This window comes from Stenotrophomonas sp. YJH_SMC_20, from assembly GCF_059367845.1.
The window spans coordinates 68,939-88,389 of record NZ_JCAFRG010000005.1; the positions used below are offsets into that span (position 1 = coordinate 68,939).

The 19,451-nt window shown below is 66.5% G+C and carries 19 protein-coding genes; 4 read left to right on the forward strand and 15 right to left on the reverse strand.

The features are described 5' to 3' along the window. Positions 1-32: 32 nt before the first annotated feature. From AC5P6A_RS10585 to AC5P6A_RS10595, 3 genes are read right to left on the reverse strand one after another with little or no spacing between them, the layout of a single operon-like run. Positions 33-527: a TPM domain-containing protein gene (locus AC5P6A_RS10585; RefSeq protein WP_019661113.1), complete on the reverse strand. Its 495-nt coding sequence runs from the start codon at positions 525-527 to the stop codon at positions 33-35. Then, positions 527-1,414, reverse strand: a complete 888-nt coding sequence (locus tag AC5P6A_RS10590; RefSeq protein WP_021203181.1) for a TPM domain-containing protein — start codon at positions 1,412-1,414, stop codon at positions 527-529. The genes AC5P6A_RS10585 and AC5P6A_RS10590 overlap by 1 nt, the downstream gene beginning before the upstream one ends. Before the next feature lie 3 nt (positions 1,415-1,417). Then, the gene (locus AC5P6A_RS10595) at positions 1,418-2,038 is read right to left on the reverse strand and encodes a LemA family protein (protein ID WP_012510094.1); all 621 of its coding nucleotides are present in this window, start codon (positions 2,036-2,038) and stop codon (positions 1,418-1,420) included. A 513-nt stretch (positions 2,039-2,551) separates the two neighbouring features. Between AC5P6A_RS10595 and AC5P6A_RS10600 the strand changes: the two genes are divergently transcribed. Further along, positions 2,552-4,387: a hypothetical protein gene (locus tag AC5P6A_RS10600; protein WP_346714917.1), complete on the forward strand. Its 1,836-nt coding sequence runs from the start codon at positions 2,552-2,554 to the stop codon at positions 4,385-4,387. Between the two features lie 107 nt (positions 4,388-4,494). Here AC5P6A_RS10600 and AC5P6A_RS10605 read toward each other — a convergent pair whose 3' ends face one another. The 3 genes from AC5P6A_RS10605 to AC5P6A_RS10615 all read right to left on the reverse strand — a co-directional run bounded on the left by AC5P6A_RS10605 (position 4,495) and on the right by AC5P6A_RS10615 (position 7,060). Next, the gene (locus tag AC5P6A_RS10605; RefSeq protein WP_346714918.1) at positions 4,495-5,655 is read right to left on the reverse strand and encodes an MFS transporter; all 1,161 of its coding nucleotides are present in this window, start codon (positions 5,653-5,655) and stop codon (positions 4,495-4,497) included. A gap of 226 nt (positions 5,656-5,881) precedes the next feature. Beyond that, a complete protein-coding gene (locus AC5P6A_RS10610; RefSeq protein WP_019661110.1) occupies positions 5,882-6,631 on the reverse strand; it encodes a TerC family protein in 750 nt (249 codons plus the stop codon). 33 nt (positions 6,632-6,664) lie between these two features. Continuing rightward, positions 6,665-7,060 (reverse strand): diacylglycerol kinase, encoded by a 396-nt coding sequence (locus tag AC5P6A_RS10615; protein WP_019661109.1) that lies wholly within the window; start codon positions 7,058-7,060, stop codon positions 6,665-6,667. Between the two features lie 212 nt (positions 7,061-7,272). Between AC5P6A_RS10615 and AC5P6A_RS10620 the strand changes: the two genes are divergently transcribed. Beyond that, a complete protein-coding gene (locus AC5P6A_RS10620) occupies positions 7,273-7,974 on the forward strand; it encodes an SGNH/GDSL hydrolase family protein (RefSeq protein WP_019661108.1) in 702 nt (233 codons plus the stop codon). A gap of 93 nt (positions 7,975-8,067) precedes the next feature. Here the strand turns inward: AC5P6A_RS10620 and AC5P6A_RS10625 are convergent, their stop codons facing one another. The 3 genes from AC5P6A_RS10625 to AC5P6A_RS10635 form a co-directional block, all read right to left on the reverse strand. Next, a complete protein-coding gene (locus tag AC5P6A_RS10625; RefSeq protein ID WP_197575281.1) occupies positions 8,068-9,339 on the reverse strand; it encodes a sensor histidine kinase in 1,272 nt (423 codons plus the stop codon). Between the two features lie 153 nt (positions 9,340-9,492). Next, positions 9,493-10,206 carry a response regulator transcription factor gene (locus tag AC5P6A_RS10630; protein ID WP_002811889.1) on the reverse strand — a complete coding sequence of 238 codons (714 nt, stop codon included), beginning with the start codon at positions 10,204-10,206 and terminating at the stop codon, positions 9,493-9,495. An 87-nt stretch (positions 10,207-10,293) separates the two neighbouring features. Continuing rightward, complete coding sequence (locus tag AC5P6A_RS10635) at positions 10,294-10,938, reverse strand: arylesterase (protein ID WP_180877909.1); 645 nt, start codon at positions 10,936-10,938, stop codon at positions 10,294-10,296. A gap of 75 nt (positions 10,939-11,013) precedes the next feature. Here AC5P6A_RS10635 and AC5P6A_RS10640 point away from each other — a divergent pair, with 75 nt between their 5' ends. Both AC5P6A_RS10640 and AC5P6A_RS10645 read left to right on the forward strand, forming a co-directional pair. Then, complete coding sequence (locus tag AC5P6A_RS10640; RefSeq protein ID WP_019661104.1) at positions 11,014-11,661, forward strand: ABC transporter ATP-binding protein; 648 nt, start codon at positions 11,014-11,016, stop codon at positions 11,659-11,661. Further along, entirely contained in the window at positions 11,658-14,174 is a 2,517-nt protein-coding gene (locus AC5P6A_RS10645; RefSeq protein ID WP_329842873.1) for an ABC transporter permease, read from the forward strand. Before AC5P6A_RS10640 ends, AC5P6A_RS10645 begins: the two co-directional genes overlap by 4 nt. Positions 14,175-14,252: 78 nt before the next feature. Here AC5P6A_RS10645 and AC5P6A_RS10650 read toward each other — a convergent pair whose 3' ends face one another. The 6 genes from AC5P6A_RS10650 to AC5P6A_RS10675 all read right to left on the reverse strand — a co-directional run bounded on the left by AC5P6A_RS10650 (position 14,253) and on the right by AC5P6A_RS10675 (position 19,317). Continuing rightward, positions 14,253-14,669, reverse strand: a complete 417-nt coding sequence (locus AC5P6A_RS10650; protein WP_180877907.1) for a hypothetical protein — start codon at positions 14,667-14,669, stop codon at positions 14,253-14,255. After that, positions 14,663-14,938, reverse strand: a complete 276-nt coding sequence (locus AC5P6A_RS10655; protein WP_258009894.1) for a hypothetical protein — start codon at positions 14,936-14,938, stop codon at positions 14,663-14,665. The genes AC5P6A_RS10650 and AC5P6A_RS10655 overlap by 7 nt, the downstream gene beginning before the upstream one ends. Then, positions 14,935-15,192 (reverse strand): hypothetical protein, encoded by a 258-nt coding sequence (locus AC5P6A_RS10660; protein ID WP_258009893.1) that lies wholly within the window; start codon positions 15,190-15,192, stop codon positions 14,935-14,937. Before AC5P6A_RS10660 ends, AC5P6A_RS10655 begins: the two co-directional genes overlap by 4 nt. 274 nt (positions 15,193-15,466) lie before the next feature. Next, positions 15,467-16,396, reverse strand: a complete 930-nt coding sequence (locus tag AC5P6A_RS10665) for a DUF6607 family protein (protein WP_346714919.1) — start codon at positions 16,394-16,396, stop codon at positions 15,467-15,469. Between the two features lie 73 nt (positions 16,397-16,469). Further along, positions 16,470-17,069 (reverse strand): ChuX/HutX family heme-like substrate-binding protein, encoded by a 600-nt coding sequence (locus AC5P6A_RS10670; protein ID WP_019661101.1) that lies wholly within the window; start codon positions 17,067-17,069, stop codon positions 16,470-16,472. 4 nt (positions 17,070-17,073) lie between these two features. Continuing rightward, on the reverse strand, positions 17,074-19,317 hold the full coding sequence (locus AC5P6A_RS10675; protein WP_495222311.1) for a TonB-dependent hemoglobin/transferrin/lactoferrin family receptor: 2,244 nt from the start codon (positions 19,315-19,317) through the stop codon (positions 17,074-17,076). Positions 19,318-19,451 lie beyond the last annotated feature (134 nt).

Sequence of the window (19,451 nt, forward strand, 5' to 3'; positions counted from 1 at the left end):
AACGCCTATTCTCGGGCCAGTGCCGCCCCGGCTCAACCAAGGAGCTGGGGCGAGTTCGGCAACGCGTCATCGTTCGACCGGGTCGAGGCCGGAAAGTGCCCTTCGATCAGGCTGGAGACCTCGTCGATGGCATCCTGCAGCGCTTCCACCGGATTGGAACCACGCAGGCCCTCGCGCAGATGGGTGCAGACCCGCTGCCACTGCGCCGGGCTGACCCGGCCATGCAGGCCGCGGTCGGCGACGATCTCGATGGCATGGTCGGCCAGCAGCAGGTAGATCAGCACCCCGTTGTTGTGAGCGGTGTCCCAGGTGCGCAGGCGTGCGAAGGCATGCTCGGCGGCCTGCCTCGGGGTGACCTTGTGCCACAACGCGGACAGAGGCAGATCGGCCTCCACAGCGAACATCACCTGACCGCCGTGGCGCTGCTCACCGGCGGCGATGGCCTCGGTGATCGCCTGCAGCGTGGCTGGCGGGAACGCGCGACGTACCGACGGCGAACATACATGGCGGAACAGACGTTGGATCATCACCAGCCTCCCGAAGCACCACCGCCACCGGAACGGCCACCGCCGCCGCCCCAGCCGCCACCACCGCCGAATCCACCACCACCGCCGAAGCCGCCTCCCCCGCCCCAGCTGCCGCCGCCCCAGCCACCACCGCCGGCAAAGCGCCCCGGGTGGCCGGACAGCATCGCCACGATCAGGCCAACCACGCCGGCCAGGCCACTGGCCAGCAGGGTGGAGGTGAACAGGAACGCCGCCACGGCTGCGCCAGCGCCGCCGAGCAGGCCACGCAGCGGGCGCGGCACGCGCGCGAACACGCCGCGCAGGATGCTGCCGGCGAATACACCGATGAACAGCGCCAGAAACCAGGTATCGCCGCCGCCACCCGGCTCGCGCCCACGATGGCCACTGACCGGTGCGGGCAGCGTTTCGCCATCGATCAGCTTGACCAGCACCGCGGTGGCATCGGTGATGCCCCCGGCGTAGTCGCCGCTGCGGAAGCGTGGCACCAGGTACTCCTGGATGACCCGGTTGGCGATGGCATCGGGAATCGCGCCTTCCAGGCCGTAGCCCGGCTCGATGCGAACGCGCCGGTCGTCCTTGGCCACCACCAGCAGCACCCCGTCATCCACGCCCTTGCGGCCGATCTGCCACTGGTCGAAGACCCGCGTGGTGTACTGGGCGATGTCTTCCGGCTGGGTGGTGGGTACCACCAGCACCTGCAGCTGGCTGCCCTTGCGCTGCTGAAGGTCAAGCGCCTGCTGTACCAGCGCCTGCTTCTGCGCGGCATCCAGCGTGCCGGTGGTGTCGACCACCGGCGAATCCAGCGCCGGAACCGGCGCCAGCTGCTGGGCGTGCGATGCCAGCGGCAGCCATAGCAGCAGGGCCAGCAGCGCAGTGGCCAGGCGCATGGGTCAGTGGCCCGGCTGCGGTGCCGGCTGCTGCTGCGGCGCGCTGCCGAAATCGACCGCCGGCGCGTTGGAGATCTGCGCTTCGTTGTCCACGGTGAAGTTCGGCTTGGTCTTGTAGCCGAAGATCTTGGCGGTGATCACCTGCGGGAACGAGCGGATGTAGGTGTTGTAGTCCTGCACCTGCTGGATGTAGCGGCCACGGGCGACGGTGATGCGGTTTTCAGTGCCTTCCAGCTGGGCCTGCAGGTCGCGGAAGTTCTGGTCCGACTTCAGCACCGGGTAGTTCTCGGTGACCACCAGCAGCCGCGACAGCGCGCTACCCAGTTCGCCCTGGGCCTGCTGGAACTGCTTGAGCGAGGCTTCGTCATCGGCGTTGACGTTGATCTGGCCGACACGCGAGCGGGCGTTGGTGACTTCGGTCAGCACGCGCTCTTCCTGGCTGGCAAAGCCCTTCACCGTCTGCACCAGGTTGGGCACCAGGTCGGCGCGCCGCTTGTACTGGTTGAGCACTTCGGACCAGCTGGCCTTGACCGCCTCATCCTTCTGCTGGATGGCGTTGTAGCCGCAGCCGGACAGCAGGGAGGCCAGCAGCATCAGGGGCAGGACACGGGTGAACAGGCGCATGGCGGAGGTTCCGGGTGGGCTTGGCGCCGAGCATGCCATGGCCAGTGTTAACGAGCGTGTGGAAATGAACAGGAATCCGGCAGGGCCAATGGGTCCAGGCCAGCAGGTACCGACGCTAAGGGTCTGGCGCATTACCTGGGCCGGGTCCGCGCGACCACGGCGAGCCTGCGAGCTGCTCTGCCCTTGGCTTCCGCCTTCCGCCGGCGAGCCGTCCCCCCCACCCCCTGGGTAGGGCAAGCGCGGGCCCATTTCGTACTTATTGCATGGCCCAACACAAATTCCGCATCAGATAGTGCGGGATCTCGCACTCGAACCGCCCGCCCTGCTCAGAGGCAGCAGCCATCGGTCGGGAAATGGACATCGACCTCGATCATGCGCAAAATTCTCTCAACAGCGGCGATCATCGCTCTGCTCACGCCAACGGCGTGCGCCCAGCCAACCCCGGATCCCACGCGGGGTGCTCCGACGCCCCCGCCTGTTCTCATCGCGCCAGACGATACCCAAGCCCGGGACATGCTGCTTCACGTCGGGCGTGACAGCTACATGGGCAAGGCCTCCATCGTGTCAGCGTCGACGCAGGCGGTCAGCACAGCGCTACGCGCGCGAAGCTACTTTTCCAGCGCATTCCGCCTGAGGGATGACACTCAACCCATCCTGGGAGACATGGAACGGGAGTGGATCAAGGTCTACGGACACTTCCACCCTGAGAAGAGTGCAATCGCGTTCGCACAGAACCTTGCTGCTATTGATGTGGCGGCATCGGCAGGGGTTATCGCCCCCGAAGAGAAATCGCGCTGGCGCACTCACGTGGAGCAGCTGTCTCCATCCGATCTTGACCCCACCGGCGCCGCGTTCACTGATCTGACTGTGGATCGGCGGACGTTCTCCAGTTCTTACATTGACACCTCGCGACGCAGGTCGGGCGATAAGCACGTTGTTCTGATCGACCTGACGGGTCTGACAGGCGCTCCTTCGCAGACGCTGCTCTGGTATGCAGAACGGCGCCAGGAGCAACGCCGTGTCAAATGGAAGGCCTTCGCATCCATTCCGGGGGTCGCCGGCGTGCCCTACCCCCATTGGGAGACCGAGATGATCACAGAGAACAGCGCCAGCCAGGAATTCTCAGACCAGGTGCAGGCGCTGGTATCCACGCTCCCAGCGGGCCCTGAAACATCATTGGATGTCATTTCAAATCTGTTCAACCCAAGCGATGAGACGTCGGTTCAGCGCATCGTCCCTCCTCTGCCCGTGGATGGCGCGACGACGATGCTGCGGTGGTTCCCAATCGAGGGGATTCAACCCGGCAACAACTCTGGCCAGATTCGTTCGCTGCCCAAGGATCAGTTCCATGTGACGTCAGGCGCCGACGATTCATACGGTTACCTCGTTGCGAAGAAGAATGAGCGCATCGCGGCCTGGCAGATGGGCAAAGGCCGACGGGTCATCGAGACAAAGGTCGACCCAAAGGGTGGGTTATGGGCCCTGACCGCAATCGAGCCAAGCCTGACTCAACAGATTCTTACGTCCTGTCCTGTGTGGATCAGCGTTGATGGGACCGGGTCGATCCGAAGCGACCGTTGCATGCAGAGCAGTATGGCCCCTCGTTGGCAACTCGATGCAGGTGGCAAGTCCTATCTTTACTCGGAGCCTCACATGGCGACGGAGGAGCGCTTCCCCGAGCGGATCATGGACACAGGATCAGGAGACGCCATCGAGATGAAGGCGCTCTGGAAAGATAGAACCAACTTGAGGCGGCGCGTCTTCGGCTACATGCAATCCTGCTCTTCAGGTCCGGCACCGGACCTGGGAGACGGACTCTTCTGGTTCACGAGTTGCGGCCTGGTGGGTGTTGCACCTGCTTCAGGCGATGTGGTCAAGAGCTTTCCACTGAGGTCCGGAAGCACTGGACGCTTGGTGTTGGGGAGCGCCGCGGGCGACTGGGTCGCCGAAGAGGCTCGTGATCCAACAGACCAGAGGGACGTTCTTCGCATTCATCGACTTTCCACCGGGGAAACTGCATTTCGGGTGGAACGAAAAACCGGTACTCAGGCGCTGGCACGCACAGCTCATGGCAGGCTGCTCGCGATGGCGGTTACAGGGGCTTCACCGGGCCGTTACGTCGATGTCTGGCGCATGGATTCCGGCAAGCACGTCTCTCGCCTCGCCATTCCAGAAGGAATCGCATTGAATTCCCTTGCATTCAATCGAGCGGGGACGGAACTCTGGGTCCATGCACATCAACTCGCCGGCAAGCACTCCGGCGTACTTATCTGGGCGGTGCCGGAATCATTGCAGGACGGTGCAGACGACAACTGGAACCCTGACGAGGTCGTGCTGAAAAAACACTAGTCAGTCGGGACTAGCCGCGCAGTCGTCTCTGCAAGGCCGGCAAAGTGAACAGGACCTTGGAGCTTGTGCCGGTGCCGGGACGGGTGCGCCCCGGCACCGCTTCGCTCTCAGCAGGCCTCAGCCACCGCAGTGCGCGGACGCCCCAGCCACGCCAGCAGCAGGCCCGATGCCGCCAGCAGGCCACCGGCCACCGGAATCGCGGCGTAGCCCAGTCCCGAGCTGATCACCGCACCACCCAGCGCAGCACCCACCGCATTGCCCAGGTTGAATGCACCCACGTTGATCGACGACGCCAGGCCCGGCGCCTCGCTGGCCACCTGCATCACCCGGATCTGAAGCGGCGGCACGAGGGCGAAGGTCGCCGCGCCGAACAGCAGTACACCCAGCGCCGCGGTGGCGTGGCTCATGAAAGCCAGCGGCAGCACGAACATCAGCACCGCCAGGGCAGCCAGCAGGATACGGGTGGCGCCATCGAGCGACCAGTCGGCCATGCGCCCGCCGATGCCGTTGCCGAGGGTGAAGCCGATGCCGATCAGGGCCAGCGAGATCGCGATGAAGGTATTGGAGGCGCCGGTCAACTCGGTCAGTACCGGTGCGACGTAGGTGTACAGCGTGAACATCGCACCCGCACCTAGCACGGTAGTGGCCATGGCCAGCAGCACCTGCGGCTGCAGGATCGCCTTCAGTTCGCGGCGCACGTCCGGGCGCGGTCCCGGTGCGGACGCGGGCAGCGCGAAGCCCAACGCAGTGATCGCGACCAGGCCCAGCGCCGCAGTCCCGGCGAAGGACAGGCGCCAGCCCAGCTGCTGGCCGACCCAGGTCGCCAGCGGCACGCCGCCGATGTTGGCGATGGTCAGGCCCATGAACATGGTGGCCACGGCCGCAGCCTGCTTTTCCTTCGGCACCAGGCTCGCAGCGACCACCGCACCGATGCCGAAGAAGGCACCGTGGTTGAGGCTGGTGACCAGGCGCGACAGCAGCAGCATCCCGTAGTTCGGCGCCAGCGCAGACAACAGATTGCCGGCGACGAAGATCGACATCAGCAGCATCAGCGCGGTGCGCTTGCCGAAACGCCCCATCAGCAGGGTCATCACCGGCGCGCCCAGCATCACGCCCACGGCATAGGCGGTGATCAGCATGCCCGCAGTGGGGATGCCAACGCCGACGCCGTCGGCGATGACCGGCAACAGGCCCATCGGGGCAAACTCGGTGGTTCCGATGGCGAAGGCGCCAACGGCAAGCGCCAGCAAGGCGGCTCTGGAATTCATGGGGGAGTCCTGGGGGGCGGGAATCGGGAGTGCGTAGCCTGCGCGCTTTGCTGCGCCGGATTAAGCCTCGCCCCGGGAAAACACTGTTGATCCTGATTCACAAGTGGAGGCCGGAACGCAGCCAAAAGTGCAAAAACCGCAGTGCCGTTGCAGAGCCAACCTCCCCCACAACGCAGAACCCCCGGCATGCCGGGGGTTCTGAGGGACTCACACGCCTGTGGCGCGCTTACCAGTTGCCGGCACCCGGCACGTTGTGCTCGCGGGCGCGGCGGCGCATCAGCAGATTCAGCCACTCCACCAGCACCGAGAAGCCCATCGCGGCGTAGATGTAGGGCTTGGGCACGTGCACGTCCAGGCCGTCCAGGATCAGCACCGCACCGATCATCAGGATGAAGGCCAGGGCCAGCATCTTCACGGTCGGGTTGGCATCGATGAAGCGGCCCAGCGGGTTGGCGGCCAGCAGCATCACCATCACCGACAGCAGGATCGCGGCGACCATCACCGGGATGTGGTCGGCGATGCCGACGGCGGTGATCACCGAGTCCAGCGAGAACACGATGTCGATCACCGCGATCTGCGCGATCACGTAGCCGAACACGGCCGAGGCCTTGGTGGTGCTGGGATCTTCATCCTCGCCGCCGCTGATCAGCTCCTTGATCTCCATGCAGCCCTTGATGATCAGGAACAGGCCACCAACGATCAGCACCAGGTCGCGGATGGAGATGCCCATGCCGGCCACGGTGAACAGGTTGGCCGCCATGTGCGCCAGGTAGGCCAGCGACACCAGCAGCGCGATGCGGGTGATGCAGGCCACCGCGATGCCGAGCTTGCGGGCGAACGGGCGACGCTCTTCCGGCAGCTTGCTGACCGCGATGGAAATGAACACCAGGTTGTCGATGCCGAGCACGATTTCCAGCGCGCTGAGCGTGAACAGGGTCACCCAGGCATTGGGGTCGGCGAGGAACTCAAAGGACATGGAAACTCTTCAAGGCAGTGGGGGAATGGGGTTTCAGCCGTAGTTACCGGCCAGCGCGTGCGGAACCACGACCAGCGCCCAGCACAGCAGCACGTTCATCATCAGCACGAACACCGCCGCCGAGCCCATGTCCTTGGCGCGGCCGGCCAGTTCGTGAATCTCGCTGCCGTAGCGTTCGATCACCGCTTCGATGGCCGAGTTGGCCAGCTCCATCGCCAGCACCAGCAGCATCGAGCCGATCAGCAGCGCGCGTTCGACCGGCGTCTGGCCCAGCCAGATCGCGAGCGGCGTCAGCAGGATCAGCAGGTAGACCTCCAGCCGGAACGACGACTCGTGCAGCCAGGCAGCGCGCAGGCCCTGCCAGGACCAGCGGGCGGCCTGGAAGATGCGGCGCGGGCCGCGCGGCAGATGGCCGAACTGATCAGCCACGGGGCGAACATCCAGCAACAGGGACGCGGCGCAGCGACCGCTCAGACGCACGGCAGGGGATCATGGGCGCACAGGAATAGGCAGATGGCCGCCATTTTGCCACAAGGCCGCCCGCCGCCGCCCGGCACCGGCCCGGTGAACGGACTGCCAGGGGCAAGCTTCGACCTGCCCCAGCTTCTATCATGGTCGTCCCTACCCTGCCGGAGCGCCTGATGTCCCATCGCCGTACCTGCCTGCTGATGCTGGGCCTGCTGACCGCCGCCCCCCTTGCCCAGGCCCTGGGCCCGGCCAAGTCACCGCGGGTACCCGAACAGGTCTCCAACGTGGCCTGGGCCAGCGACATGGCCCACTTCGCCAGCGCCGACCAGGCCAGCCCGCCGCCGCGTGGCGGTATCGAGTTCATCGGCAGCTCCTCGATCCGCATGTGGGAGAGCCTGGCCACCGACTTCCCCGGCCAGCCGGTGTTCAACCGCGGCTTCGGGGGTTCGGAAGTGCGTGACAGCACCTGGTATGCCGATCGCATCGTGGTGCCGTATGCACCGTGCAAGGTGTTCTTCTACGCGGGCGACAACGACCTCAACAGCGGCCGCAGCGCCGTGCAGGTGCGCGACGATGTGGTTGCCTTCGTGCAGCGCGTGCATCGCGACCTGCCGAAGACCCGGGTCGAGTACCTGTCGATCAAGCCGAGCCCGTCGCGTGCGCATCTGCTGCCGGCGATCAACGAGGCCAATACGCTGATCAAGGCCGCCCTGGCCACGCTGCCCAACACCGGCTTCACCGACATCTACACGCCGATGCTGGGCACTGATGGCCAGCCGGATGCAACGCTGTTCCGCGAGGACATGCTGCACATGACCCCGGCCGGCTATGCGATCTGGACCAAGGCGCTGGCGCCGAAGGTCAACTGCAACTGAGGGACTGCGGACGCCGGGCATGGCCCGGCGCTACCGCAACCCCATCCACGCATGGCGTGGATCTACTGAATCACGGGCAATGGGGTCGGAGGATCAGCGGAAGATCACCGTGGCCTCGGTGCCCTTGCCCGGCTCGCTGGCCAGCCTGACCTTCCAGCCGAAGCGGTCGCACAGCCGGCGCACGATCGACAGGCCCAGGCCGGTGCCCTGCGGGCGGCTCGGCTCGGCGCGGTAGAACGGTTCGAAGGCCCGCGACAGGGCGTCGGCAGACATGCCGATACCGGTATCGCGCACTACCACCCGGTCGTTGTGCACATGCACGTCGATGCGCCCCTCGTCGGTGTAGCTGCAGGCATTGCGCACCAGGTTGCTGATCACCACCTGCAGCACCCGCGGCGGCGCATGCAACTGCACCGGGCCGTCGCTGTGCAGGTGCACCGACACCGGGCGAGACCCCAGCAGTTCGTTGGCATTGTCCACCTCGTAGCGGACGATGTCGTTGACGTCGAACAGCTCGATCTGCGGTTCGACATCGGCCTCGCGGGCCAGGATCAGGAACGCATCGATCACCGCCTCCATGTCACGGCCAGCCCGCTGGATGCGCTGCAGGCTGCGGCGCAGGCGCGGCTGCAGGGTTTCATCGCCAAGGGCCATGTCGCTGGCGACGCGGATGACGGTCAGCGGTGTGCGCAGTTCATGGCTGGCGTCGCGGGTGAAATTGCGCTCGCGCGCCACATGCGCGCTGACCCGGTTGGCCAGCGAATGCAGTGCGGCCGCCAGCTGGCGGGTCTCGCCCTGCATGTCCGCCGGCAGCTTGTTCGGCTCCAGATCGGCCGCTTCGGGGTGGCCCGGGTCCCAGCGCGAGACGCGCCGTGCCAGCCAGTTCACCGGCGACACCAGGCGCTTGGAAGCCCGATAGGTCACCCAGCTGGCGCCATACACCGCCAACAGGGTCAGCAGCACCGGCACGATGCCGAACCAGAACGCCAGCATCTCCGCACGCGAACGCAGGAACACCAGGTACAGGCGACCGGCGGGGCGCACATCGACCAGCACCAGCTGGTCATCCTGAGGCAGTTCGTGGAAGCCGGGCTCCAGGTTGCGCAGGTTGGCTGGCAATGACAGCGCCGACTGCCCGCTTTCCAGCAGGTAGCCGCGGATGTTCTGGGTGTTGGGCGGCGGCTGCACCGGCGACGCCTCGTGCAGCGTCCAGTAATAGGCCGCTTCCTCGCGCAGGGCGGCGCCGACCAGGCTGTGCTTGATGACCAGCGACACCAGCCAGGCACCGAGCAGGATGCCCAGGCTGGCCAGGACTGCCTGCAGGATGAAGGCGATACGGATCTTGCGCGGCAGGCCGTGCGGCATTGCGGGGTCCCGGTCAGAGCGCTGCGATTATAGGCAGCGCGCTGCGCCGTAGTCGTGCACGGACGCTGACCGGCGGCAGCGCCGGCCGGTCATCCGTGCCCGATGCGGGGTCGTTGCCCGGCCGGGCCTGATGCTGCACCGGCCCGGCCCCGATCAGGCCATCGGCTGTGCGATATCGGCAATGCGGTAGCCGGCGCTCTGCACAGTGTGCAGCAGCGGACGGTCGAACGGCTTGTCGATGATCTTGCGCAGGTTGTACAGATGGCTGCGCAGCGTGTCCGAGTCCGGCAGGCCATTGCCCCAGATCTCGCGTTCGATCTCCTGGCGGGTGACCACGCGCGGCGATTCGCGCATCAGGATGGTCAGCAGGCGCAGGCCGATCGGCGACAGCTGCAGCTCGGTACCGGCACGGGTGGCCCGCATGCTGACCGGATCGAGCACCAGGTCGGCGACCTTCAGCACCTCCGAACCCACCTGGCGACGTTCGCGGCGGATCAGCGCGCGCAGGCGGGCTTCCAGCTCCTGGATCGCGAACGGCTTGGTCAGGTAGTCATCGGCGCCGAACCCGAGGCCGGTGAGCTTGTCGTCCAGCGTGTCGCGTGCCGTGAGCATCAGCACCGGGGTGGACTTGCGCGCATCGTTGCGCAGGCGACGGCACACTTCGATGCCATCCAGGCGCGGCAGCATCAAGTCGAGCACCACGACGTCATAGCTGTTCTCCGCCGCAAGGCGGTAGCCATCCAGGCCGTCCTGTGCATAGTCGACTTCGAAGCCGCGACCTTCCAGGTATTCGCCGATCATCTCGGAGATGTTGCGGTTGTCTTCGACCACCAGCACCAAGCCGGAGGTCTCCTTCGTCTGACGCATGTGATTCCCTCTAACTTCAGCTTTGTGAAACATGCCGGATCGACGGTGGACGCGATGTGAAGTTCCGTCAAGAGGTACACAAACGGTTCAGAGGAGCGGCCTGAGCAGCGGCCAGACGTTGTCCAGCAGCTTCGGCTGCGCCTCTGCGGTCGGGTGCAGGCCGTCGGCCTGCATCATGCCCGGCTGCAGGGCCACGCCTTCCAGCAGGAAGGGCAGGAGCGGCACCTCGTACTGCGTGGCCAGCGCCTTGTAGGCCGCAGCCAGGCGCTGGCGATAGGCCGGCCCGTAGTTGGGCGGTACGTCGATGCCCAGCAGCAATACCTTCGCGCCGGCCTTCTGGCTGGCCTGCACCATCTTTTCCAGGTTGCCCTGCACCTGCGCCGGGGTCAGCCCACGCAATGCGTCATTGCCGCCCAGCGCGATCACCACCACCGTCGGCTTTTCCTTCGCCAGCAGGCCCGGCAGGCGGGTCAGCGCGCCGGCGGTGGTCTCCCCGCTCATGCTGGCGTTGACGATGCGCGCCGGGGTTTTCGACTGCTGCCTGACCCGCTGTTGCAGCAGGCTGACCCAGCCGGCGTCGGCAGGGATATTGTGGGCGGCACTGAGGCTGTCGCCGAGCACCAGCACGGTGCGGGCCGGACCTTTGGCACAGGCCGGCCCCGGCAACAGCAGGAACCCTAGCAGCAGCACCACCATCGCGCCGGCTCGCCGGCTCCATCCCGTCTTGCGCATTGGAGTCTCCTCATCGACAGCTTGTCCCCCCGCAGCGCGCCCGTCGCGATCGCCGTCGACCAGCTCGGCAAATCCGTGCAGGGCCCGGAGGGTGAAGTCCACATACTGGACAACATCACCCTGACCGTCCATGAAGGCACCAGCGCGGCCATCGTCGGCGCCTCCGGTTCGGGCAAGACTACCCTGCTCGGCCTGCTGGCCGGGCTGGACCTGCCCAGCCGCGGCCGCATTGCACTGTCGGGCCAGGACCTGGGCGACCTCGATGAAGAAGCGCGGGCCCAGCTGCGCGCGCGTGAGGTTGGCTTCGTGTTCCAGAGCTTCCACCTGCTACCGGCGCTGACCGCCGCCGAAAACGTCGCGTTGCCACTGGAACTGGCCGGGCGCGAAGACCGTGCGCGGGTCGATGAAGTGCTGGCCCAGGTCGGGCTGGCCCATCGCGCCCGCCACTATCCGCGCCAGTTGTCGGGCGGCGAGCAGCAGCGCGTGGCATTGGCGCGTGCGTTCGTCACCCGCCCGCGCATCCTGTTCGCCGACGAACCGACCGGCTCGCTGGACCACGCCACCGGCCAGCACATCAGCGACCTGCTGTTCGAACTCAACGCCGGCAGCGGCACCACCTTGGTGCTGGTCACCCACGACCTGCGCCTGGCCCAGCGCTGCCAGTACATCCATCGCATCGACGAGGGCCGGCTGCTGCCGGTCGAGCATGGGGCGCAGGCATGAACCTGCTGCGGCACGCGTGGCGCGCGCTGCGTCGCGAGGCCCTGGCCGGTGACCTGCTGACCGTGTTCGCCGCACTGGTGCTGGGCGTGGCGGTGATGACCGCGGTGGGCACGCTGGTCAACCGGGTCAACCTGGCGCTGACCGGCAGCGCTGCGGAAATGCTCGGCGGCGACCTTGGCATCGTCGGGCGCGATGACCCGCCGCAGGCGTTCGCCGACGAGGCACAGCGGCGTGGACTGGCCTACACCCGCATCGCCAGCTTCGGCAGCGTGCTGTTCAACGGTGATGCCAGCCAGATGGCCAGCATCAAGGCGGTGCAGGCGGGCTATCCGCTGCGTGGCGCGCTGCGGGTGCGGGCCACACCCGGCGGCGCCCTGATCGCCGATGCCGGCATGCCGCCCAAGGGCCAGGCCTATGCCGACCCGCGCCTGTTGCAGGGACTGGGGCTGAAAGCCGGCGATGACCTCGAATTCGGCGCCGGCACGCTGCGCATCGCCGGCATCATCGAGGCCGAACCGGATACCGGTGGCGACCTGCTGACGCTCTCCCCCACCCTGCTGGTCAACCGCGCCGATGTGGAAGGCACAGGCCTGCTTGGCCCCGGCAGCCGCATCAACTACCGGCTGATGTTCGCCGGCTCCGCCGACCAGGTTGCCGCGTTGCGCCAGTGGCTGCTGCCACAGGTGAAAGGCCTTCGCCTGCTGAGCGTGGACGACACCCAGCGCGGCGTGCGCCAGGCCTTTGATCTTGCCGGGCGCTTCCTCGGCCTGAGCGCGCTGCTGGCGGTATTGCTTGCCGGCGTGGCGACCGCGCTGGCGGCCAACCGTTTTGCCCTGCGCCGCATCGACCAGGTGGCGATCCTGCGCTGCCTGGGCGCGCGCCAGCGCGACATTCTGTCCGGTCTGGCACTGCAGCTGCTGATGCTGGCAGTGCCGGCCTGCGCACTCGGCATCGGCCTGGGCATGGCTGCGCAGGAAGGTCTGGTGCAGGTACTGGGCAGCCTGGTGCCGCAGCGCTTGCCGCTACCCGAGGCAATGCCGGCGCTGACCGGCGCCGGCATCGGCCTGTTGCTGCTGTTCGGCTTCGGCCTGCCGCCGCTGCTGCGCCTACGCGGGGTGCCGCCGATGCGCGTGCTCAACCGCTCCTTCGCCGCCCTGCCCCCGGCCTCGCTGCTGGCCTACGTAGCAGCGCTGGCGGCCAGCCTGCTGCTGGCGGTGCAGGTGACCGGTGATCTCAAGCTGGCGCTATGGGTGCTGGGCGGCCTGGCCGCGTTGGCGGCGGCGGCCGGCGTGGTCGGTTTCGTGCTGCTGCAGCTGCTGCGCGGCCTGCAGCACCGTCTGCACGGCCACTGGCGGCTGGGCCTGGCGGCGCTGACCCGGCGCCGGATGCTGGCGGTGATGCAGCTGGTCGGGCTGTCGCTGTCGCTGTGCGCGCTGTTGCTGCTGGCGGTGACCGGCCCCGGCCTGCTGCAGCAGTGGCGCGAACGCCTGCCCGCGGATACGCCGAACTACTTCCTGATCAATATCCAGCCCGGACAGCGTGACAGCGTGCTGGCCGCGCTGCGCGGACTGGGGGCCAACGACGCCAGCATCGAACCGATGGCGACCGGTCGCCTGATCGCGATCAACGGCAAGCCGCCGCTGCGCGTGGATCGCTCGCCGGACCAGAGCGGGCAGCCGGCGTCAGGCGAAGCCCAGCGCGATGACGACGACGAGAACCGGCCGTTGAACTTCAGCTGGCGCAGCAGCTTCCCGCCGGCCAACACGCTGATGAACGGCACCTTCTGGACGCCCGACAGCACGGCGGCGGAGGCGTCGGTTGAAATCGGCTGGGCCAAGCGCTACGGCGTGTATCCGGGCGACCGCATCACCATTTCAGTAGGCGAGCAGGAGCGCGAGTTCACCGTCACCAGTGTGCGCAAGGCCGACTGGAACACCTTCCGGCCGAACTTCTTCGTGCTGCTGAATCCCAGTGCGGTGGGCGACACCCCGCACAACCTGCTGTCGGCGTTCCATCTGCCGGCCGGCAACGCGGCCGGGCTGGGCGAGCTGGTGCGCGCGCAGCCCAACCTGTCGCTGCTGGACGTGGACGCGGTGATCTCGCAGGTGCGCGATGTGATGGAGCGGGTCGCGCAGGCGGTGCAGCTGGTGATGGTGTTCAGCCTGCTGGCCGGCGTGCTGGTGCTGCTGGCCGCACTGCAGGCCACGGCGGGCGAGCGCCGCTACGACAGCGCGGTGCTGCGCACGCTGGGCGCGACCCGGCGCCAGCTGCGTGGCGCGGTGCTCGTTGAGTTCGGCGCACTGGGCACGCTGGCCGCGTTGCTCGCGGTGGGCGCGGCGGCCGTCATCGGCGTGGCAGTCTCGCAGAAGGTGTTCGAGCTGCCGTTGCTGCCGCCGTGGCCGGGCCTGCTGATCGGCGGCGTGGTCGGCATCGGGCTGAGCCTGCTGGCAGGCTGGTGGGGTACGCGGGCGATCCTGCATACGCCGCCGGCATTGGCGCTGCGTGAGGCCTGAGGCGACCGTGACACGCTGCGGGTGGGGCCGGCTGTACGCTGCGCGCCCCACCTAAGCGCATCCACACATGGCGTGGGTCTACTGACGAGTGGCCGGGATGACGGACGCCTGTTGCTGCGCCCAGGCCACGGTCGCGCTCATCGCGCGCTGCACGCCCAGAAGCGTTATGAACAGGCAGAGCTCGTCCTTCTCCTCATTATCCCCTACCCGCTTACGGACTTCGCTGTATTCAGGCGGGCTGTCGAAAATGACGACCCGGATGATGTTGCCGCTGGGCAGGTGCTTGGCGGAGAAGATCGGGTTGGCACCGCGATCCTTAGTGCCATCGACGAAGAACGTGTTGTAGTGCGGGCTGCGGAAGTCTTCAATGCGCAGGTTTGCCGCGTTGATTCCCGTCATGAAGTGGTCATGGATATGCTGTTCAAGACGATCGTAGACCTGCGGATCGGACAGATAGGTATCGAACATCTGGCGTTCTGGCACGACCATCAGCAAGCCTCATTTCCATGCATTGGAATCGCAAAGACACGAACAACTTCGTAACCGGGAGGGCCATCAGTGCGGCTTTCGCAGAAGCGAAAACCCGCGAGCAGGCCAGCATCTTCGACAACGGAGCGCACGGCGTCGATTTCCGTCGAGGTGTTGTTGCCACTTTCGTGCCAGCGCCGGGCTCCAAATGCGACCCCCTCCGAACCTGGATAGTAGAAAACGTTGGGGAGCAGCACGCCCTCTTCCGCATACAGCTCGAAATCGGTGAAGCTCAATGCCAGAAACTCTTCGCTCCGGCTGGATCGCGTGCGCTGCCGGCAATACGAACGGTCGCCAGAACATGCATGCAGAGACTGAACAGATAAGCCGATGTCCATCGAGGCCCAAGACGCGCGAGCAGCCCGTCTATCCGCTGGGTTCGTGAAACAAGTGCGGCTTCCTCGAAGTCATCGATTTCGAGAAAGAAGCTGTCGATATCATCGCAGGATTCGCCGGACAACATTTGACTGCACAAGGCGGAAAGCTTCATCTGCGGCGACGTTCAATGACTGCGTGGGCGGCCACCCTACCCCATGCGCAGAAGCCGGAAAGCGGACTCGGACAAAATCCAGCGAAATGCGTCATGTTTATGCGCACAAGGCACCAATCCGTTCGGCGACGCGCGCAGACACCGAATCGCATCACCACCGAAAGCGTGCCGAGCAAGCTCGGCACCTACCAAGAGCACATGGACGGCCCGACAGAGCCACGCCGTGAGTGGATGCGGTTGTGGAGTCGAGCACAGCTCGACTCCACACGTGGCCTCAGTTCGGCGCCTTTTCCACGTACTTGGCGAACACGTCGTCAATCTGCTTGTCCTTCACCTTCTTGCCGGACTGGATCGCTTCGGCCTGGGTGAAAAGCGGGATGATCATCGCCATGCCGTCGATCCTGGTCTTCAGGTGCACGCCCGGCGCCTGGGTCAGGAAACCGTCCCAACGCTGGCGCACCTTGGCCCAGTAACCGGCGGTGGCCTTCCAGTAGTTGCGCGCCGGGGTGAAGTCGACCTCGGTGGTCTTCACGTAGTCGTTGAAGCCGAACTCGCGTGCGATCTCCACCTGGCTGCCATCGGCGTTGCGCTGCACCTTGGTGTTGAACTGCTCGTGGGTCCAGCCATTGGGCGTGAGCGTGTGGCGGTTGACCACGGCCAGCGCGTTGTAGTCGCTGCGCTTGGTGTACTCACGGCGCGGCAACGGCCGCCAGCTCAGGTCGCTGGTCCAGCTCGGCACGTTGTTGGTGTACGTCCATTTACCGGTGCCACAGTAGCGCGGTGCATCGCTCACTTCGTACACGCACTGGGTCCAGGCGCCCTGGTTCACCGCCGACGGAATACTGCGCACCTTCCAGGTCTGGTCGGCGCTGAACTCGAAACGATTCGGTGCTTCGTACACCCAGTCCTGGCGCCAGTGCTTGGTGATGTGGCCGCTCTTTTCATCCAGCAGCAGGTGCTGCAGCACGATGCGCTTCGGGGTGTCCTCAACCACGATGACCACTTCGCTGCCGCCGCTGCGCATCGCCGGTGCACGCTCGTAGCCCGGCTTCAGCAGCACGGTCTCGTCGAAGGCGAAGTCCACGGTGTACTCACCCTGCATGGCGAGGATGCTATCGTGGTCGCGGGCGATATCGGAGGGCTGCGCGCTGGCCACGCCGCTGGCGGCGAGCAGCAGCATGGCGCTGGCTGTCTGGAGCTTCATCGGGGTCTTCCTTCGGGGGTGCAGATTCATTGAGGGGCCATCCGTGGCCAACGGGCGTTCCATCAGGAGAGGGTCACAGGCGGATCAGCGGCAGGTCGCCGGGAATCTGGGGCGCCGGACGCCGGGCGGCGTCGGCACAGCAGCAGTCGTCGATCACCAGCTCGCCTTCAGCACCTTCCAGGCGTGCGATGCGGCGCGCGGTGGCCGCGCCCAGCGAGGACAGGGTCGACAGACTGGCGGCCAGCGTGCGTCCGTCGTCGGCGGCATGCAGGCGCAGCGCGCACAGGCGCCAGCGCTGGCCGCCAAGATGGCCGGCCAGGCGCCGCCACAGGCGTTCGCCAACGCTCGCCTCGCTGTCGTGTTCCGGTCCCGGCGGCAGCGGCGCGACCAGACGGTCCCAGGCCAGGAAATCACTGTCGGGCAGCAGGTACAGGCGCCACACGCAGCGGCCGCGGCCATCAAGGAAGCACAGGCTTTCGCGCAGGCCCTCGCTGTCCACGCCCTGGCAGGCGTGTACGCGTACGGCCTGGCGCCAGCCGCCCAACTCGTTGCCGTCGGCGTGGTACAGGCACAACACGGTGCCGAGCGTGGCCAGCTGTGCCGGGGTCGGCCAGGCCGCGCTGTTCGGCGCGGCGATGGAGTCATTCCTGCGTGCGGACAAGGCTCGGCTCATGAGATCACCAGGAAACGGCAAGGCTGGCGGAGAAGGTGCGGCCCGGGCTGCTGAAACGATCGCTCAGTGCGCGATCGGTGATCAGGCTCGGGGTGATCGACGACCATTCGATGTAGCGCTTGTCGGCCAGGTTGAACACGCCGACATTGAAGGTGGCACCCGGCGCGAAGTTCCAGTGCGCCATCAGGTCCAGCACGCCGTAGCCGGCCGGCTGGTAGACGAACGGCGCCGGTGCATTCGGATTGGTCTGCGCCGCAGGCGGCGGCAGGCGCTTCTTGCGCTGCACGAAGGTACCGGCCAGTTCGACGCCCCAGGTATCGGCGTCATACATCAGGCCCAGCGTGCCACGCAGCGGATCGACCGAGGCCAGCGGTTCGTCATCGGTCCGGTTGTCACCACGCGACCATGCCAACGCACTGCGCAGCGCCCAGCCCCTCAGCGCCGGGCTGAGTTCGCCAAACTCGATGCCGGCCTTCATTTCCGCACCATAGATGCGCGCGTCGGCGATGTTCTGCGACTGGAACACGGTCAAACCCTGCGCGTTGCGACCGGTATCGACGTTGGACTGGATGAAATCCTTGTAGTCGTTGTAGTAGCCGCTGACGCTGACGTACGCCGCCGGCGCGATGAAGCGCAGGCCCAGTTCGTAACCGTCGCTGGTTTCCGGCTTCAGATCCGGATTGGCGATGGCGGTATAGCGGAAGGCGATGTTGGTCAGGCCGATGTTGACGTCGTTGTACGGCGGCGAACGGAAGCCACGCGCATAACCGGCGAACAGCGACCATTCGTCGGTAAAGCGCCAGACCATGCCCAGCTTCGGCGACACGCTGGTCTTCTTCAGCTGCGCCACGGCCGTGGTCGGGTTGTCTTCGGCGAAGATGCTGTCCACTTCCGGCTTCAGCTCGTAGCGGTCCACGCGCACGCCCGGCACCAGCGACAGCCTGCCATCGGCAAAGCGCATCTCATCCTGTGCATACAGGCCCAGCTCGGTAGTCTTGCTGATCGGGAAGTCACGCACCGGGAAGGTGTCCGGCAGCACCGTGTTGCTGACCACGCCAGCCTTGCTGACCTGATAGCCGTCGCGCTTCTGGCGGATCTCGGTACGGGTGCCTTCGAAACCGTAGGTCAATGCGTGCTCGACGCTGCCGGTGGCGAACGCCTTGTTGAACTGCGCCTGCAGGCCATAGGCATGCTGGTCGAAGGAGAACACGCGGTGGCGACGGGTGCCGTCGGTGCGGGTCTCGTCGGTCTGCTGCCGGGTTTCGCTGTTCTGCGTGTACACCTGCCAATGCAGGCTGTCGGCGAACGGCTGGTCCAGCGCATCCATCTCGTGGGCGAAGGAGACGCGGTTGCGCTTCTGGGTGTCGTGGGACTTCATGCCAGTGGCCGCAGCCATCGCGCCGGGGCGCGGTGCAACGCTGGCGATCGCCGACAGCACATTGGTATCGGTGGTGTCTTCGTTGCCTTCCACGGTCAGGCGGAAGCGCTGGTCCTCGCTGGGTACATAGACCAGTTTGCTGAGCAGGCTGCGGCCGTCGCGATCCTGCGGATTGGACGCGGTGCGGGTGTCGTTGTCGCTGCGAACCGTGCCCTTGTTGTCCGCTTCCTGGCCCTGGTGGTGGTTGACGTTGACCAGGCCGCTCCAGTGGTCGCCACCGAAGGCGGCCGTGGCACCGCCGAGCAGGCCCTTCCACTCACCGTCGTAGCCGAACTTCAGGCCGAAGTAGCTGTTCTTGCCGTCCTTGAGATAGTCGGCCGGGTCTTTGGTCACGAACGCGACCACGCCGCCGAGTGCATCGGAGCCGTACAGCGAGCTGGCCGGGCCACGCACGATCTCGACGCGCTTGAGCGTATCGAGGTCGGTGAAGTTGCGGTTGGAACTGGCGAACGAACCGATGTCGAACCGGGTCGGCATGACGATGCCGTCGGTCTGGATGCGCACGCGGTTGCCGTCCAGGCCACGGATGCGGAAACCATCCAGGCCGAAGCGGGTCGCGCTGCGGGTGACCGACAGGCCCGGTTCGTAGCGCACCAGATCCTTGATGTCCTGCACCAGATGCCGGTCCATCTGCTCACGGTCGACGACGTCCACGGTGGCCGCCACGTCGCTCACGGCCCGCTCGGTGCGGGTGGCGGTGACCTGCACCCGATCGAATTCGCGCGCATCGGGTGCGGCAGTGGCAGCAGCGTGGGCGGACAGCGGCAGCGCCATCCAGACAGCAAGGCAAAGGGCGGTATGGCGGGTCATCGGGTTCGTTTGGTCAGGCAGGGGAACCCCCGGTTACCGGCACACCCGGAAGGTGCACGCGGTAGACCGAGGGGGAGAGAGCAGGAGCGGACGGGTCGCCCACCCTGTCGGCGCTGCCGGCAGGAGGGAGGGAG

What these genes read in the sequence shown, in the direction of transcription:
- AC5P6A_RS10635 (WP_180877909.1), bottom strand. Translation starts at nt 10,938, where the DNA reads ATGCGCAAGACGGGATGGAGCCGGCGAGCCGGCGCGATGGTGGTGCTG.
- AC5P6A_RS10600 (WP_346714917.1), top strand. Translation starts at nt 2,552, where the DNA reads ATGCTGCTTCACGTCGGGCGTGACAGCTACATGGGCAAGGCCTCCATC.
- AC5P6A_RS10605 (WP_346714918.1), bottom strand. Translation starts at nt 5,655, where the DNA reads ATGAATTCCAGAGCCGCCTTGCTGGCGCTTGCCGTTGGCGCCTTCGCC.
- AC5P6A_RS10625 (WP_197575281.1), bottom strand. Translation starts at nt 9,339, where the DNA reads ATGCCGCACGGCCTGCCGCGCAAGATCCGTATCGCCTTCATCCTGCAG.
- AC5P6A_RS10665 (WP_346714919.1), bottom strand. Translation starts at nt 16,396, where the DNA reads ATGAAGCTCCAGACAGCCAGCGCCATGCTGCTGCTCGCCGCCAGCGGC.
- AC5P6A_RS10590 (WP_021203181.1), bottom strand. Translation starts at nt 1,414, where the DNA reads ATGCGCCTGGCCACTGCGCTGCTGGCCCTGCTGCTATGGCTGCCGCTG.
- AC5P6A_RS10645 (WP_329842873.1), top strand. Translation starts at nt 11,658, where the DNA reads ATGAACCTGCTGCGGCACGCGTGGCGCGCGCTGCGTCGCGAGGCCCTG.
- AC5P6A_RS10630 (WP_002811889.1), bottom strand. Translation starts at nt 10,206, where the DNA reads ATGCGTCAGACGAAGGAGACCTCCGGCTTGGTGCTGGTGGTCGAAGAC.
- AC5P6A_RS10670 (WP_019661101.1), bottom strand. Translation starts at nt 17,069, where the DNA reads ATGAGCCGAGCCTTGTCCGCACGCAGGAATGACTCCATCGCCGCGCCG.
- AC5P6A_RS10585 (WP_019661113.1), bottom strand. Translation starts at nt 527, where the DNA reads ATGATCCAACGTCTGTTCCGCCATGTATGTTCGCCGTCGGTACGTCGC.
- AC5P6A_RS10660 (WP_258009893.1), bottom strand. Translation starts at nt 15,192, where the DNA reads ATGAAGCTTTCCGCCTTGTGCAGTCAAATGTTGTCCGGCGAATCCTGC.
- AC5P6A_RS10595 (WP_012510094.1), bottom strand. Translation starts at nt 2,038, where the DNA reads ATGCGCCTGTTCACCCGTGTCCTGCCCCTGATGCTGCTGGCCTCCCTG.
- AC5P6A_RS10675 (WP_495222311.1), bottom strand. Translation starts at nt 19,317, where the DNA reads ATGACCCGCCATACCGCCCTTTGCCTTGCTGTCTGGATGGCGCTGCCG.
- AC5P6A_RS10620 (WP_019661108.1), top strand. Translation starts at nt 7,273, where the DNA reads ATGTCCCATCGCCGTACCTGCCTGCTGATGCTGGGCCTGCTGACCGCC.
- AC5P6A_RS10610 (WP_019661110.1), bottom strand. Translation starts at nt 6,631, where the DNA reads ATGTCCTTTGAGTTCCTCGCCGACCCCAATGCCTGGGTGACCCTGTTC.